This window comes from Pseudomonas sp. JY-Q (assembly GCF_001655295.1).
Taxonomy (GTDB): Bacteria; Pseudomonadota; Gammaproteobacteria; order Pseudomonadales; family Pseudomonadaceae; genus Aquipseudomonas; species Aquipseudomonas alloputida.
In genome coordinates, this window is sequence record NZ_CP011525.1 from 2,143,483 (window position 1) to 2,158,960 (window position 15,478).

The 15,478-nt window shown below is 62.5% G+C and carries 18 protein-coding genes; 10 read left to right on the top strand and 8 right to left on the bottom strand.

Translation table 11 applies throughout. The features are described from left to right. Positions 1 to 10 precede the first annotated feature (10 nt). The 8 genes from AA098_RS09570 (at position 11) to AA098_RS09605 (ending at position 5,953) form a co-directional block, all read left to right on the top strand. Positions 11 to 1,204 (top strand): acetyl-CoA C-acyltransferase, encoded by a 1,194-nt coding sequence (locus tag AA098_RS09570; RefSeq protein WP_064614127.1) that lies wholly within the window; start codon positions 11 to 13, stop codon positions 1,202 to 1,204. An 8-nt stretch (positions 1,205 to 1,212) separates the two neighbouring features. Next, entirely contained in the window at positions 1,213 to 2,340 is a 1,128-nt protein-coding gene (locus tag AA098_RS09575) for an acyl-CoA dehydrogenase (RefSeq protein WP_003250094.1), read from the top strand. Positions 2,341 to 2,353: 13 nt separating this feature from the next. Further along, on the top strand, positions 2,354 to 3,127 hold the full coding sequence (locus AA098_RS09580; protein ID WP_003250095.1) for an enoyl-CoA hydratase: 774 nt from the start codon (positions 2,354 to 2,356) through the stop codon (positions 3,125 to 3,127). A gap of 622 nt (positions 3,128 to 3,749) precedes the next feature. Then, on the top strand, positions 3,750 to 3,953 hold the full coding sequence (locus AA098_RS29150; RefSeq protein WP_064614128.1) for a hypothetical protein: 204 nt from the start codon (positions 3,750 to 3,752) through the stop codon (positions 3,951 to 3,953). A gap of 198 nt (positions 3,954 to 4,151) precedes the next feature. Continuing rightward, positions 4,152 to 4,556, top strand: a complete 405-nt coding sequence (locus AA098_RS09590; protein WP_003250099.1) for a TraR/DksA family transcriptional regulator — start codon at positions 4,152 to 4,154, stop codon at positions 4,554 to 4,556. A gap of 177 nt (positions 4,557 to 4,733) precedes the next feature. After that, a complete protein-coding gene (locus AA098_RS09595; RefSeq protein ID WP_003250100.1) occupies positions 4,734 to 4,928 on the top strand; it encodes a hypothetical protein in 195 nt (64 codons plus the stop codon). A 345-nt stretch (positions 4,929 to 5,273) separates the two neighbouring features. Next, on the top strand, positions 5,274 to 5,744 hold the full coding sequence (locus AA098_RS09600; protein ID WP_003250101.1) for a hypothetical protein: 471 nt from the start codon (positions 5,274 to 5,276) through the stop codon (positions 5,742 to 5,744). Further along, a complete protein-coding gene (locus AA098_RS09605; RefSeq protein ID WP_003250102.1) occupies positions 5,741 to 5,953 on the top strand; it encodes a hypothetical protein in 213 nt (70 codons plus the stop codon). Before AA098_RS09600 ends, AA098_RS09605 begins: the two co-directional genes overlap by 4 nt. Positions 5,954 to 5,965: 12 nt before the next feature. Here AA098_RS09605 and AA098_RS09610 read toward each other — a convergent pair whose 3' ends face one another. The 7 genes from AA098_RS09610 to AA098_RS09640 form a co-directional block, all read right to left on the bottom strand. Then, entirely contained in the window at positions 5,966 to 6,331 is a 366-nt protein-coding gene (locus AA098_RS09610; protein ID WP_003250107.1) for a Na+/H+ antiporter subunit G, read from the bottom strand. Beyond that, positions 6,328 to 6,606 (bottom strand): K+/H+ antiporter subunit F, encoded by a 279-nt coding sequence (locus AA098_RS09615; protein WP_003250109.1) that lies wholly within the window; start codon positions 6,604 to 6,606, stop codon positions 6,328 to 6,330. The genes AA098_RS09610 and AA098_RS09615 overlap by 4 nt, the downstream gene beginning before the upstream one ends. Then, on the bottom strand, positions 6,603 to 7,091 hold the full coding sequence (locus AA098_RS09620; protein WP_003250117.1) for a Na+/H+ antiporter subunit E: 489 nt from the start codon (positions 7,089 to 7,091) through the stop codon (positions 6,603 to 6,605). The genes AA098_RS09615 and AA098_RS09620 overlap by 4 nt, the downstream gene beginning before the upstream one ends. Next, positions 7,088 to 8,767: a monovalent cation/H+ antiporter subunit D gene (locus AA098_RS09625; RefSeq protein WP_004577151.1), complete on the bottom strand. Its 1,680-nt coding sequence runs from the start codon at positions 8,765 to 8,767 to the stop codon at positions 7,088 to 7,090. Before AA098_RS09625 ends, AA098_RS09620 begins: the two co-directional genes overlap by 4 nt. Then, positions 8,764 to 9,108, bottom strand: a complete 345-nt coding sequence (locus AA098_RS09630) for a Na+/H+ antiporter subunit C (RefSeq protein WP_003250128.1) — start codon at positions 9,106 to 9,108, stop codon at positions 8,764 to 8,766. Before AA098_RS09630 ends, AA098_RS09625 begins: the two co-directional genes overlap by 4 nt. After that, positions 9,108 to 12,023: a monovalent cation/H+ antiporter subunit A gene (locus tag AA098_RS09635; RefSeq protein WP_003250131.1), complete on the bottom strand. Its 2,916-nt coding sequence runs from the start codon at positions 12,021 to 12,023 to the stop codon at positions 9,108 to 9,110. Before AA098_RS09635 ends, AA098_RS09630 begins: the two co-directional genes overlap by 1 nt. 150 nt (positions 12,024 to 12,173) lie before the next feature. Continuing rightward, positions 12,174 to 13,124: a DMT family transporter gene (locus AA098_RS09640; RefSeq protein WP_003250133.1), complete on the bottom strand. Its 951-nt coding sequence runs from the start codon at positions 13,122 to 13,124 to the stop codon at positions 12,174 to 12,176. Positions 13,125 to 13,208: 84 nt separating this feature from the next. On the opposite strand from AA098_RS09640, the gene AA098_RS09645 reads away from it, so the two are divergent. Further along, positions 13,209 to 13,772, top strand: coding sequence for a helix-turn-helix domain-containing protein (locus AA098_RS09645; protein ID WP_003250134.1), 564 nt, complete (start codon positions 13,209 to 13,211; stop codon positions 13,770 to 13,772). A gap of 48 nt (positions 13,773 to 13,820) precedes the next feature. Here AA098_RS09645 and AA098_RS09650 read toward each other — a convergent pair whose 3' ends face one another. Beyond that, on the bottom strand, positions 13,821 to 14,369 hold the full coding sequence (locus AA098_RS09650) for a cysteine hydrolase family protein (protein ID WP_003250137.1): 549 nt from the start codon (positions 14,367 to 14,369) through the stop codon (positions 13,821 to 13,823). Positions 14,370 to 14,451: 82 nt separating this feature from the next. Here AA098_RS09650 and AA098_RS09655 point away from each other — a divergent pair, with 82 nt between their 5' ends. Next, on the top strand, positions 14,452 to 15,444 hold the full coding sequence (locus AA098_RS09655) for a GlxA family transcriptional regulator (protein ID WP_004577150.1): 993 nt from the start codon (positions 14,452 to 14,454) through the stop codon (positions 15,442 to 15,444). The last annotated feature ends 34 nt before the right edge of the window (positions 15,445 to 15,478 follow it).

The following is a 15,478-nucleotide window of genomic DNA, read 5'->3' on the forward strand; positions in this document are numbered from 1 at the left end:
GAGAGCGAACATGACCCTCGCCAATGACCCCATCGTTATCGTCAGCGCCGTGCGCACGCCCATGGGCGGGTTGCAGGGCGACCTCAAGAGCCTGACTGCGCCGCAACTGGGCAGCGCCGCCATTCGTGCTGCCGTGGAACGTGCCGGCATCGATGCCGCCTGTGTCGAGCAGGTACTGTTCGGCTGCGTGCTGCCGGCCGGCCAGGGCCAGGCGCCGGCACGCCAGGCCGCGCTGGGCGCCGGGCTGGACAAACACACCACCTGCACCACCCTGAACAAGATGTGCGGCTCGGGTATGCAAGCCGCGATCATGGCCCATGACCTGCTGCTGGCCGGCACCGCAGACGTGGTGGTGGCGGGTGGCATGGAAAGCATGACCAACGCGCCGTACCTGCTGGACAAAGCACGTGGCGGCTACCGCATGGGCCACGGCAAGATCATCGACCACATGTTCATGGACGGCCTTGAAGACGCCTACGACAAAGGCCGCCTGATGGGCACCTTTGCCGAGGACTGTGCCCAGGTCAATGCCTTCAGCCGCGAGGCCCAGGACCAGTTCGCCATCGCCTCGCTGACCCGAGCGCAGGAAGCCATCAGCAGCGGCCGTTTTGCCGCCGAGATCGTGCCGGTGGAAGTCACCGAGGGCAAGGAAAAGCGCGTCATCAAGGATGACGAGCAGCCGCCCAAGGCGCGCCTGGACAAGATTGCGCAGCTCAAACCGGCGTTTCGTGAAGGCGGCACCGTGACGGCGGCCAACGCCAGTTCGATTTCCGACGGCGCTGCGGCGCTGGTACTGATGCGCCGCTCCGAGGCCGACAAACGTGGCCTCAAGCCATTGGCCGTCATCCACGGTCACGCCGCCTTTGCCGACACCCCGGCGTTGTTCCCGACCGCCCCGATCGGCGCGATCGACAAACTGATGAAGCGCACCGGCTGGAACCTGGCCGAAGTCGACCTGTTCGAGATCAACGAGGCCTTCGCCGTGGTCACCCTGGCGGCCATGAAACACCTCGACCTGCCACACGACAAGGTCAATATCCATGGCGGCGCCTGCGCCCTCGGTCACCCGATCGGCGCTTCTGGCGCACGTATTCTGGTCACCCTGTTGTCGGCCTTGCGCCAGAACAATCTGCGACGGGGTGTGGCGGCCATCTGCATCGGCGGTGGCGAGGCCACGGCCATGGCTGTTGAATGCCTGTACTGAGGTGAACCATGCTGGTAAATGACGAGCAACAACAGATCGCCGACGCGGTACGTGCGTTCGCCCAGGAACGCCTGAAGCCGTTTGCCGAGCAATGGGACAAGGACCATCGCTTTCCGAAAGAGGCCATCGACGAAATGGCCGAACTGGGCCTGTTCGGCATGCTGGTGCCCGAGCAGTGGGGCGGCAGCGACACGGGTTATGTGGCCTATGCCATGGCGCTGGAGGAAATCGCTGCGGGTGATGGCGCCTGCTCGACCATCATGAGCGTGCACAACTCGGTGGGTTGCGTGCCGATTCTGCGCTTCGGCAACGAGCAGCAGAAACAGCAATTCCTCACCCCGCTGGCGACAGGTGCGATGCTCGGTGCTTTCGCCCTGACCGAGCCGCAGGCTGGCTCTGATGCCAGCAGCCTGAAGACCCGTGCACGCCTGGAGGGCGACCATTACGTGCTCAATGGCAGCAAGCAGTTCATTACCTCGGGGCAGAACGCCGGCGTCGTGATCGTGTTTGCAGTCACCGACCCGGAGGCCGGCAAGCGTGGCATCAGCGCCTTCATCGTGCCGACCGATTCGCCGGGCTACCAGGTAGCGCGGGTCGAGGACAAACTCGGCCAGCACGCCTCCGACACCTGCCAGATCGTTTTCGACAATGTGCACGTGCCAGTGGCCAACCGGCTGGGTGCGGAGGGTGAAGGCTACAAGATCGCCCTGGCCAATCTTGAAGGCGGCCGTATCGGCATCGCCTCGCAAGCGGTGGGTATGGCCCGCGCGGCGTTCGAAGTGGCGCGCGACTATGCCAACGAGCGCCAAAGCTTTGGCAAACCGCTGATCGAGCACCAGGCCGTGGCGTTTCGCCTGGCTGACATGGCAACGAAAGTTTCCGTTGCCCGGCAGATGGTATTGCACGCCGCTGCCCTTCGTGATGCGGGGCGTCCGGCGCTGGTGGAAGCGTCGATGGCCAAGCTGTTTGCCTCGGAAATGGCCGAAAAGGTCTGTTCGGATGCCTTGCAGACCCTGGGCGGTTATGGCTATCTGAGTGACTTCCCGCTGGAGCGGATCTACCGCGACGTTCGGGTTTGCCAGATCTACGAAGGCACCAGCGACATTCAGCGCATGGTCATTGCGCGCAATCTTTGAAGGAGCAGACTGCATGGCATTCGAAACCATTCTGTTGGACATCCACGGCAAGGTTGGCCTGATCACCCTCAACCGCCCGCAGGCGCTCAATGCGCTGAACGCGCAGATTGTCGGTGAGATCAACCAGGCCTTGGACCAGCTTGAGCGCGACCCGAACATCGGCTGCGTGGTGCTGACAGGCTCGGCCAAAGCCTTTGCCGCTGGCGCCGACATCAAGGAAATGGCTGAGCTGCAATACCCGCAGATCTACGTCGACGACCTGTTCAGCGACGCCGACCGCATTGCCAATCGCCGTAAGCCGATCATTGCTGCCGTGTCTGGATTTGCCCTGGGCGGCGGCTGTGAGTTGGCGATGATGTGCGACTTTATCCTCGCGGCGGACAATGCCAAATTTGGTCAACCGGAAATCAACCTGGGCGTGCTGCCGGGCATGGGCGGTACCCAGCGCCTGACGCGTGCGGTGGGCAAGGCGAAGGCCATGGAGCTTTGCCTGACCGGCCGCCTGATGGGGGCGGAAGAAGCCGAGCGTGCAGGCCTGGTGGCGCGGATCGTGCCGCAGGCAGAGCTGGTGGAAGAGGCGCTTAAGGTGGCGGCGACCATTGCCAGCAAGTCGATTCCGGTGAGCATGATGGTCAAGGAGAGCGTCAACCGAGCATTTGAAGTCACCCTCAGCGAGGGGGTTCGCTTTGAGCGTCGGGTCTTCCATGCGGCGTTCTCCACCGAAGACCAGAAAGAAGGCATGGCCGCATTCATCGCCAAGCGTGAGGCACAGTTCAAGGACCGTTGATCAGACTCGGTTCGTTGCCGTTGCCGTTGCCGTGGCTTTTGCTTCTAAGTGCGCGATAGTTCAGGCGACGCAGATTGCGACTTCAGGAGGCCGAGCGTAGGGCTTGCGAAGGGAGGTGACGGGCATGGATGCCCGTCAAGCGCTGAGGCCCCATGGATGGGGCCTGCAGCGCGTACTCCCGGGAGCAAGACCGTAGCGAGGGAACCCCGGAGCGTAGCGCAGGGGCCGGATGATAGGAGCCAGCGTTTTTTGGTTACTTTTTGTCGCGTTTGACAAAAAGTGACCCGCCGTAAGGGCGGAAAGGTGACTGTGCGCCACCTGCGTGAATGAATACCTACTCGATGTGAATGCCCACATCCAAGAAGCAAGAAGCAAGAAGCAAGAAGCAAATTCGTCTGTTTTGACTCAGCGAACAGTCCATTCGCGATGGCGACACCGACTCACCTTTTCGCCCTTACGGCGAGTCACTTTTTGTCAAACGCGACAAAAAGTAACCAAAAAACGCTGCGCTCCCATCATCCGGCCCCTGCGCTGCGCTCCGGGGTCCCCTCACTCCGGCCTTGCTCCCGGCAGGACCGCGCCGAAGGCCCCGTCCTGGGGCCTCAGCGCTTGACGGGCATCCATGCCCGTCACCTGCCTCCGCAAGGCCTGCGTTCGGCCTCCTGAAGTCGCGAAGATCAAAATCAAGATCAAGATCAAGATCAAGATCAAGATCAAGATCAACGGCAACGGCAACGGCAACGGCAACGGCAACGGCAACAGCAACAGCAACAGCAGGCGGATGGGCACTGCCAGAATCTCAGTTTACTGCTGGCCCAGCAGCTGAGCTGGGGTGCCGACCGGCGGATTGTGAGCAGTGGAAGCAAATTCGCACCCATTTGCAGTTGCTCCACGCGGCGTGGCGCCTTAGACTGCCGCCCCCTGTAAAAGAGTGCCGGTTGGCGCTTGAAGAATTCCGCTGGCGATGCATAGGCATCGACGGCACATGAATCGCCCAAATGCACATTTTTTCATAGAGAAATCGATGACCAAGGAACAGTTGCTGGCCATGTCGGCCGATGACTACATGAACGCCGACCAGCTTGCCTTCTTTACTGAGCTGCTGCAGGCGATGAAAGTCGAAACCCATGAACGCATCGAACTCAGCCGCACCACCATCGAAGGCCTGGACACCCCGTCAGACCCCGCCGACGTGGCTTCGGTCGAAGAAGAACGTAGCTGGCTGGTAAATGCCATCGACCGCGACCAGCGCCTGCTGCCACAGCTGGAAATGGCCCTGGACCGTATTGCCGACGAAAGCTTCGGCTGGTGCGATGACAGTGGTGAGCCTATCGGCCTGAAGCGCTTGCTGATCAGCCCGACCACCAAGTACTGCATCGAAGCCCAGGAGCGCCACGAGCAGCTCGACCGCCACCAGCGTCAGGTATAAACCCGCGCGTGGTGCAAGCCCCTCGAAGCAATTCCTGGGGCTTTTTGCGTTTCTCGTCGATACCGTTTTTGTTACGCCTTACGAAACACTGATGTACCGGGATGCGCTGTTTCCGCGTCACTGTCGGGCGTATCATGGCTTTATCGTTAGGGTGCTAATTAAATTCCGGAGGGAATGATGAATAGCCGAGTCGATGTGGCTGTGATGATAGGGTCGGGTGTGCCGGCCACCTTGCAGGCGCTGGGCAAGCGCATTTGCTGGGTCGTGCTGGTCAATGGCGAGCGGCGCGGCACCGCCTTCGCCACGCGCGAAGAAGCGCTTGAGTGTCAGGCTGCCTGGCAACTGCAACTGAAGAAAGGGCTGGCTGCCTGAAAATGTTTATTGCCTCTCGACGGGTTTCGGTGTTTTCGGGCATATTTGTCCTACAGTAATGCGCACATGGATGCCAGGGCTTGTCTTCTTGCAGGCTCACGCCATTGGTTGCGATTTCTGGCAAGTGATTTCAGGCATCACGCTTCCCAAGCCGGGAATGAGCCAAACGCCTTCGGTTGAGGGCGAGTCTGGCAAACCAGAGTAAAGATTCCTGCACGCTGCATCGTCAGCGAGCACAGACATTTCGCATATCGCTTTATTACTCTTTTTGCCTATCGATAAGAAATGGCCGTGCCTCCCCGAGCTTGGGTGAGGGCGGGTTGTAACCGGTTGAGGATTACTTCATTGGCAGTCAGCACACTTGATACGCATGCGTTGTTCGCCCTGGGCGACTTGCGCGGTAAATTGGCCCAACTGTTTCAGGGCCGCTTCATCTATGTCACCGAGCAGAGTCCTGAAGGCCTGTACATGGCCGAAATCGACACCGAGAGTGCACTGGTGGTCGATGACAAGCAGCGCCTTGAACTGAAAGTCGGCGACCACTTTCGTGCTGCCGTATTGCCCAGCCGCGAAGGTGGCAAGCTGGAAATGCGCTTTCGCGAAATCAAGTTGAATGTGTATGGCGTGGGCGACTACGCCTTCGTTTCTGTGCCGGAAGGCGAGGGCATCGTGTTTCGTGAAGGCCATGGCGTGATGCTGGTATTCGCCGCGCAGCAGCAAGTGCAGGAAGGCCTGGGCAAGTTGCTTAAAGCAGTGACTGGCAAGGTCGCCAAATGGCGCAAGGGTGAACTGACCACCTTCAAGGCCAGTGAATGACCGACAGTGACGACGCACCAGCCTCGCGGGCCGAGTTTCATCGGCAGCACCAGGCAGATGCCGTGGCTGAGGCAGAACGTTTGCTGGCCGGACGTGAAAAGCTGCAAGGCGCCTGGTTGACTTGGGTGGCGGCTGAGCTCTATCGCCTCAGCCCGCCGCCATATGCCGCCATGGTCCGGCGCGAGTTGCAGCGCCTCAGCCAAGGTTGAGACGGCAAACCTTCAATTGCCACGGTCTCGGCCGCTGCTGACCTCTTCAGGCACCGGCTCTTTGGACATGCGTTTGCGAAACAGCGCCGCCCGCGCCAGCAACAGCGTGGTAATCGGCACGGTGATCGACAGCAGGATCGGAATCAGCCACGCGTGTAGCACAGGGGTGCCCTTGAGCCACGAAAAGTAGATGATCGAGGCCAGTGCAACGCACCAGGCACCAAGGGTCGAGGCCAGCGCTGGCGGGTGCATGCGCTGGAAGTAGTCTTTCAGGCGTACCAGGCCTATAGCACCGACCAAGGCGAACAGGCTGCCGGTAAGCAGTAGCGCGGCGGTGACCAGCTCCAGCCAGAATGGCAGTACTAGGGCTTCAGTCATTCGATCACCTCACCGCGCAGCAGAAACTTGGCCAAGGCAAACGAGCCGACAAAACCAAACAGTGCAATCAGCAGGGCCCCTTCGAAGTAGGTGTCACTGGCATAACGGATACCCAGCACCAACATGGTGAGCATGGCCAGGATGTACAGGTAGTCCAAGGCCAGCACGCGGTCTTGGGCGGACGGGCCACGGAACAGCCGGATCAGCGCCAGGCCCATGGCCAGGGCGAAGATGAACAGGCTGGCGAGGACGGCATTGGCGAGCAGGCCTGTCATTGGAAAATCTCCATAAGCGGGCGTTCGTAAGTGTCCTTGAAGTGCTGTATGAAGGCCGCTTCATCGTCCAGCTCAAACACATGCAGCAACAGCACACTGCGGTCCAGTGCCAGTTCGGACCAGACGGTGCCAGGCACCACCGTGGTGATCATCGACAGCGCTGCCAGGCCGTGGGGGTCACGCAATGCCAGTGGTATGTGAACGAACGCAGAGCGTGGCGGCTGCTTGCCGGCCCGCAGCACACCACGGGCTACCAGCAGGTTGGAGGCGATCACATCGATGCCGACCCGGACGATCAGGCGGGCGATGACCAGGGGGCGCCGTACGTGTGCATGCTGCGGACGCAGGGGCGCCATCAACAGTGGCGCCAGTATGCCAAGTGCGGCGCCCAGCAGCAGGTTGCCAGGGCTGACCGAGAGGTTCAGCAGCAGCCACAGGCCGAACAGCGAGACCGATAGCAGTGGGGCGGGGAACAGTCGGTTCATGGCTGCACCTGTACGTCGCGCGAGGTGGGGCCAGGAATCGGCCGGGCGGCCATCACGGCGTCGATATAGGCATCGGGGGCCTGCAGGCTGGCGGCAGTGTCCTGGGTGTAGCGCAGCAACGGCTCGGCCTTGAAGCTGAGGATGAGGCACAGGCCGAGCAAGATGACAATGGGCAGGCATTCATAGCGCCGCAGCACCGGGGACGGGCGCTCTTCGGGCTTCCAGAAACGCTGGATGCCGACGCGGCCGAAGGCGATCAGCGAGGCCATGCCGGACAGGATCAGCAACGCCACCAGGCCCCAGCCGGCGGCACTCAGGGGCTGCTCGACCGGTACGCCGAGGCCCAGTGGATTGAACAGCGCACTGATCAGGTTGAGCTTGCCGACAAAGCCCGACAGCGGCGGCATGCCGATGATCAGTAGTGCACAGGCGATGAAGCTGAGGCCGAGGAAGGCCATGGTCCACGGGATGATCTGGCCGATTACCACCTGCTGTTCATCGTCGAGGTTGATGCCCTTGGGCGGGTGCAGCGATTCCAGTGGCGGCGGCATGGCGTCTTCTTCGTCGTCCAGCGGCGCTTCATTGGCCGAGCGCGAGCGTTCGACCAGTTCGGCGAGCAGGAACAGTGCGCACAGCGCAAGGGTCGAGTTGACCAGATAGAACAGCGCCGCGCCGGTCAGAGCCGCCTGGGCAAAACCCACCGCACCCAGCAGCGTGCCGGCCGAGACCAGGATACTGAGTGCCGCCATACGCTCCAGGCGCTGTGCCGCCAGGATTGATACCGCTGCCACCGCCAGGGTAACCAGGCCGCCGTAAACCAGCCATTCGCCGCCGAAATGCGCCGAGGCCCCGGCCTGCCCGGAGAACAGTAATGTCCACAGGCGCAGCACGGCGTACAGGCCGACTTTGGTCATGATGGCGAACAGTGCAGCCACCGGCGCGCTGGCAGACGCGTAAGCTGGCACCAGCCAGAAGTTCAGCGGCCAGATACCGGCCTTGACCAGGAAGGCCATGGCCAGGATTGCCGCGCCGGCATGCAGCAGGCCACGGTCGGCCTCCGGTACCAGTGGAATCTTCAGCGCCAGGTCCGCCATGTTCAGGGTACCGGTCACGCCATACAGCATCGCTGCGCCGATCAGGAACAGCGACGAGGCGAACAGGTTGATAGCGATGTAGTGCAGGCCGGCGCGCACCCGCGCACGCCCCGAACCATGCAGCAGCAGGCCATAGGAGGCGGCCAGCAGCACTTCGAAGAAGACGAACAGGTTGAACAGGTCGGCGGTGAGGAAGGCGCCGTACAGCCCCATCAGCTGGATCTGGAACAGCGCATGGAAGCTGGCCCCTGCACCGTCCCAGCGGGCACGGGCAAATAGCAGCGCGCTGAAACCGATGACCCCGGTCAGGGTCAGCAAGAGCGCGGACAGGTGGTCCACCACCAGCACGATGCCGAATGGCGCCGGCCAGTTGCCCGGCAGGTACACGCCGATCGACGCTGCCTGGCCCTGGGTGCGCACCCACAGCAGCAGACAGACCGCGATCACCAGGCCGGAGAAGGTGGACAGCAGGTTCAGCCTGGCTTTGATGTGCCTGTGCTTTTCACCCAGCAGCAACATCATCGCCGCCGTGATCAGCGGCAGCAGGATGGGGGCGACAATCAGTTGACTGATATCACTCATTCGTCACGCTCCCGGCCATCCACGTGGTCGGTACCGGTCAGCCCTCGCGAGGCCAGCAGCACTACCAGGAACAGCGCGGTCATGGCGAAACTGATGACGATGGCGGTGAGCACCAGTGCCTGTGGCAGCGGGTCGGTGTAATGCAACAGGTCCTGGGTAACGCCATCCTTGATGATTGGCTCCTTGCCGATGAACAGGCTGCCCATGCTGAAGATGAACAGGTTGACCCCGTAAGAAAGCAGGCACAGGCCCATGATCACCTGGTAGGTACGCGGGCGCAGGATCAGCCACACTCCGGAGGCAGCCAGCACGCCGATGGCGACTGCAATCACTTCTTCCATCAGGCGGCTCCTGCTTGGCTGGTTTTTGCCGGGTTGCCCGGGCGGTAGGCGCGCACCGACTGGTGCGCCAGGGCTGTGAGGATCAGCAGGGTCGAGCCGACCACGACGGTGAATACGCCAATATCGAAGAACAGCGCGCTGGCCACGTGCACATCACCCAGCAATGGCAGGTGCAAGTGGGCGGTATGGGTGGTGAGGAACGGGTAACCCAGCAGCATGGCGCCGACCCCGGTCAGGGTCGCGCACAGCAGCCCGGTACCCATCCAGCGCAGCGGCCGCAGGCTCATCTGCGCTTCGACCCACTGGGTGCCGGCCACCATGTACTGGAGGATGAACGCCACCGACATGACCAAGCCAGCGACAAAGCCGCCACCGGGCTGGTTGTGCCCGCGCATGAACAGGTACATCGACACCAGCAAGGCGATCGGCAGCAGCAGGCGCACCAGCGCTGCCGGTACCATCATGAAGCCCAGCGCGGTATCGGTGGCATGCCGCGGGTTGATCAGGTCGGTGACTACGTCCGGCGCCAATTGGCGTTGTTGCGCCGGCAGTTGCATGCTCTCTTTTGGAGGACGGAAGCGCCGTAGCAGGGCGAACACCGTCAGTGCCACAGCCACCAACACGGTGATTTCACCGAGGGTATCGAAGCCGCGGAAGTCGACCAGCATGACATTGACCACATTGGTGCCGCCGCCCTGAGGCAACGCACGGCTCAGATAGAACGAGGAAATGTCGTTGGGCGTGGGCCGGGTCAGCATGGCGTACGACAGCACGGCCATGCCGCCACCCACCAGCACGGCCAGCAGCAAGTCGCGCAGGCGGCGCATGCGCGCGCGCTCCAGGCTACCCGGCAGCGGTGACACGCCTTCGATACGCCGTGGCAGCCAGCGCAGGCCGAGCAGGATCAGCACGGTGGTGACCACTTCCACCACCAACTGGGTCAGTGCCAGGTCGGGCGCAGAGAACCAGACGAAGGTGATGCAGGTCATCAGGCCGCAGACGCTGACCATGATCAGTGCCGCCAGGCGGTGGTACTTGGCCTGATAGGCGGCGCCGATGGCGCAGGCAATGGCGATCAGCCACAGGGCGACGAATACCCCGGAACCCGGAATCTTCGGGCGATCACCCCAGCTCAGGCCGCTATGGAGCATCGGCGTGAGGCCCGCGAGGAACGCGGCGAATACCAGCATGAACAGCTGCGACTGCAGCCGCCGGGTGGTGAACAGGCGTTCGATGCGACGCGCCAGCAACATCAGATGAACCTGGCCGTGCTCGAACAACCGCTTGCCATTGAAGCGCTCGATCACGGGCGGGTAGGGGAAGCGACCCAGGCGCAGTTGTTTGCGCAGCAGCAGGTACAGAACGATGCCGCCGCTCATGGCGACCAGGCTCATGATCATTGGCGCGTTCCAGCCATGCCAGATGGCCAGGCTGTATTCTGGCAGGGTGCCGCCAACCACCGGCAGGGCCGCAGCGGCCAACAGGGGGCCGACCGACTGGGTGGGGAAGATGCCCACGACCAGGCACGTGAGCACCAGCAGCTCCACCGGAGCACGCATCCAGCGTGGCGGCTCGTGCGGGGTATGGGGCAGGTCCTGGGCCGTCGGCCCGAAGAACACATCGACGGTAAAACGCAGGGCGTACGCCACGCTGAAGGTGCCGGCCAGGGTGGCGATCACCGGCAGCGTGGCCTCGACCCAGGCGGTGGAACTGATGAATACCGTTTCGGCAAAGAACATTTCCTTCGACAGGAAGCCGTTCATCAGCGGCACGCCGGCCATCGAGGCGCTGGCGACCATGGCCAGGGTCGCGGTGTAGGGCACCAGGCGGATCAGGCCGCTGAGGCGGCGAATGTCGCGGGTGCCGCTCTCGTGGTCGATGATGCCGGCGGCCATGAACAGCGAGGCCTTGAAGGTGGCATGGTTGAGAATGTGGAATACCGCGGCGACGGCAGCCAGCGGGCTGTTAAGGCCCAGCAGCAGGGTAATCAGGCCCAGGTGGCTGATGGTCGAATAGGCCAGCAGGCCCTTGAGGTCATTTTGGAACATGGCGGCGAAAGCGCCAAGCAGCAGGGTGAGGGCGCCGGCACCGCCGACGATCCAGAACCACTCCTCGCTACCGGAGAGTACCGGCCACAGGCGTGCCAGCAGAAACACCCCGGCCTTGACCATGGTGGCCGAGTGCAAATAGGCCGACACCGGTGTGGGCGCTGCCATGGCGTGGGGCAGCCAGAACTGGAAGGGAAACTGTGCGCTCTTGGTCAGGGCGCCGATGAGTATCAGGGGCAGCAGCACCGGGTAAAGCGCATGCTGGCGGATGGTATGCCCGGCAGCCAGGACCTTGTCCAGGTCATAGCTGCCGACCACATGGCCGAGCAGCAGGGCCCCTACCAACAGGCACAAGCCGCCTGCACCGGTTACCATCAGCGCCATGTAGGCGCCGCGACGGGCGTCGGCGCGGTGGTGCCAGTAGCCGATCAGCAGGAAGGAGAACAGGCTGGTCAGTTCCCAGAAGAACACCAGTTGGATCAGGTTGCCGGAGATGACCAGGCCGAGCATGGCGCCCATGAATGCCAGGAAGAACGCGAAGAAGCGTGGGACCGGGTCTTGCGGTGACATGTAGTAGCGCGCATACAGCGATACCAGCGTGCCAATGCCCAGTACCAGCAACGAGAACAGCCAGGCAAAGCCGTCCATGCGCAACACCAGGTTCAGCCCCAGGCTGGGTAGCCACAGGAACTCTTCGCGAATGACGCCACCATGGGCAATCTGAGGGTACAGAAGTGCTACCTGGACGGTGCCGACCAGGGCTACGAGCCCGGCAAGAATGGACTCGGCGTTACGTGCGTTGTGCGGCAGCACAGCTGCCAGGCAACTGCCCACGAACGGCAGAAGCAATAGCACTATCAAGGACATAGCGGCCTATTCTGGAGAAGTTTGCAAAGAATCATACGTGCCGAGGTGTTTATCACCAACACGCAAGCTGTCGCAGAATCCTACAAACCGGCTGTGACAAGCGGTTTTTTTATAACAGTTTTTTACAAAGAATAGCCGCTGTTGACTGTTTTACAGCCCCGCCTGGCCTTCGCCAGGGTTCTGTACATCGCGTGTTTCGACGGTTTCGCGAGGGCGCCGCACCTTGAGTTCACTGACCACCACGGCAACCACGATCAGCAGGCCGCCGAGTAGCGCCACGCCAGGCAGGCGCTCGCCAGCCAGACGCCCGACGATGCCGGCCCACACCGGTTCACCGGCATAGATGAGTGTGGCGCGGGTAGGCGAGACCGACTTCTGTGCCCAGTTCATTGCCACTTGGATCACCGCACTCATTGCGCCCAGGCCCACTGCGCTGGCAAGCAACAGCCAGGAGAAGTCGGGGAGGCGCTCCTGGGTCGGCACGATCATGAGAAACGCCAGCAGCGATGCGGTCGCAAGTTGTACCACCGTAACCCGGCGCACATCGACCTGACCGGCGTAGCGGCTGATCAGAATGATTTCACCGGCGATGGCCACGGCGCTGATCAGGGTGACCAGTTCGCCCTCGCTGAAACGCAGGCTGCCGCCTTCCGGCCCGGCCAGCAGCATCAGGCCGATGAATGCCAGGCAGATACCCATGCTGGGCATCAGGCCAGGCCGCCGCCCCAGCACCAGCCACTGCAGCAGCGGCACGAACGGGACGTACAGCGCAGTGATGAACGCTGACTGGCTGCTGCTGATGGTTTGCAGGCCCATGGTCTGCAGGCCATAGCCGAGCATGATCGACACGCCGATCAGCATGCCGGCCTTCAGTTCGGTGAAGGTCAGGCCGGGCAGCGCTCGCGCCGAGACCACACCAACGAACAGCGCGGCTGCCGCAAAACGCAGGCCGACGAAGAACATCGGGCCGCTGACGGTCATTACGTTATGCACCAACAGGAAAGTGCCGCCCCACAACATGGTGATGAATACCAGCACCAGTTCGGCCTTGCTCAGGCGGAAGGTGACGGCAGGGGTAGGCTTGCTGCTGGGCTGATTCATGGTCTTGCACACTCGGAAAGGGCGGCGCACAATCGCCGCAAAAGTGGGCAGTATACTGCGCAATCTTGACCAGTGAGCAATATAGTGCACAAGGATTCTTCGCACCGGGCATCGGTGCTGCAACATGTCAGCCTCAATGTGCGCAGTCTGCGCAACGCCGCCGGCTTGAGTCAGGCGGCGCTGGCCGAGCGTTCAGGGGTCAGCCGGCGCATGCTGGTCGCGATCGAGGCGGGCGAGAAGAATGTCAGCCTGACCACATTGGACCTGATTGCCGAAGCCTTGGGCGTGGCTTTCAGTACCCTGATCCAGGCGCCAGACCTGCGCGACCCCGGGCGCATTGAAGAGCTGGCGTGGGCTGGCGAACACCCGCAGAGCCGAGCGGTGTTGCTGGGCACCAGCCCGGCAAGGCGCGAGGTGGAACTTTGGGAATGGACCCTGGCACCGGGGGAGTGCTATCACAGTGAGGCCGATGCCGAAGGCTGGAGCGAGCAGATTTATGTGATCGATGGGCAGCTGACGCTGATCATCGAAGAGGTCGAGCATCGCTTGCAGGTGGGGCAGTTCCATGTGTTCCCCAGTAACTGCCGGTATGCCTACCGTAACGATGGCGTGGTGGCTGTTCGGTTTGTGCGCAATGTGGCGATTTGAGCCTGCAGGCTTTGGGGCTGCTGTGCAGCCCCAAAGGTCTCAAGCCGATCAGCTTTTCAGCAGCTCGTCGGTCTTCACCACATTGGCATAGGCAAACGCCAGCGCCGCCATCGCCGAATCATGCACATGAGCCGCCGGCACCTGCTTGCCGTCGAACGCCAGTGGCAGGGTCGCGCAGGCATCGTGCGCCACAGTCACTTGATAGCCCAGATCGGCTGCAGCCCGGGTGGCGGCGTCAATGCACATGTGGCTCATGCTGCCGACGATGGTCAGCGCCTCGACGCCATGCCGGTCCAGCGTGTGCTCAAGATCGGTACCGAGGAAGGCATTGACCTTGTGCTTGAGCACCACCGGCTCGCTCGGCAATGGCTCGACCTTGGCGTGGATGGCCGCACCCTGCGAGCCGGGGGCAAAGAAGGGTGCATCGGCAGTGTCGAACTCATGCCGCACATGGACCACCAGGTCGCCGCGCTGGCGTGCGGCTGCCAGCAGGCGGGCGGCGTTGTCGGCCGCCTGGTCGGCGCCATCGAGGGGCCACTTGCCGCCCGGGAAGTAGTCGTTCTGGATGTCGATGATGATCAGTGCCTGCTTGCTCATGCTGCCTCCTGTGGCAGTAGTCGTCGAGAGACGTTAGTTATAGGCTGTGTTCACTCACCTGAGGATTGGCGCGAACGACACTATGCGGGCAAAAACTGACACCGGCGCTAACCTGGATATCGGCTTGCTGCTATACCCCGGCGTGCAGCGCGCCGCTGTGCATGGCCTGGCCGACCTGTTCCTGGTGGCCAACCGGGTTGCGGCCGAACTGGGGGCCGTCGAGCTGCCGCACATTCGCGTCAGTTGCTGGCAGGCAGATGAGACGGGGCAGTTGTTGCCTGCGTCGGATAACTCAGCTGTCACCGTACCAGGCCTGCGGGTCCTGATCATTCCGCCAAGCCTGGAGTCAGCTCCGCAAGCCGAGTTGCTCGAACGTCATCGCGCGCCGCTGTGCCTGCTGCACGGGCGTGGTACGGTGCTGGCGTCGGTATGCATCGGTGTATTTTTCATTGCCGCCAGCGGTTTGCTCGACGGGCGCCCGGCCTGCACGCACTGGAATTATGTGCATGCGCTTGCCCAGCGCTTCCCCAGGGTGCGGGTAGAGGCTCAGCAGCCGTTGCTGGATGACGGCGACATCGTGACCTCGGCAGGGTTGATGGCCTGGACGGACCTCGGCTTGCGCCTGCTGGAGCGCTTTTTGGGGACGACGGTGGCTCAGGAGACCGCCCGCTATCTGGCCGTCGATCCGGTCGCGGCGCCGCTGCCCGGCGCTGTGTTCAACCCGCGCCTGGATCACGGCGACGAGGCCGTGTTGAAGGTGCAGCACTGGTTGCAGGGCAATGGCGGGCAGGATGCTGACCTGGCCACGATGGCGGCCTGCGCGGGGCTGGAGGCGCGCACTTTCTTGCGGCGCTTTCGTGCCGCTACCGGGCTGCGCCCGACCGAGTATTGCCAGCAGGTGAGGGTGGGGCGTGCATGCCGCTTGCTGGAGTTTACCCGGCGCAACGTCGAACAGATCGCGTGGGGTGTCGGCTATCAGGATCCGGGCGCGTTTCGCAAGGTATTCCAGCGTGTCACTGGCCTTACCCCGAGTGAATATCGGCGGCGGTTTGCGGTATCCGGCGAGGCTCTATAGAAACCACTTGACCTTGACTTTGCTTGAGGTTTTA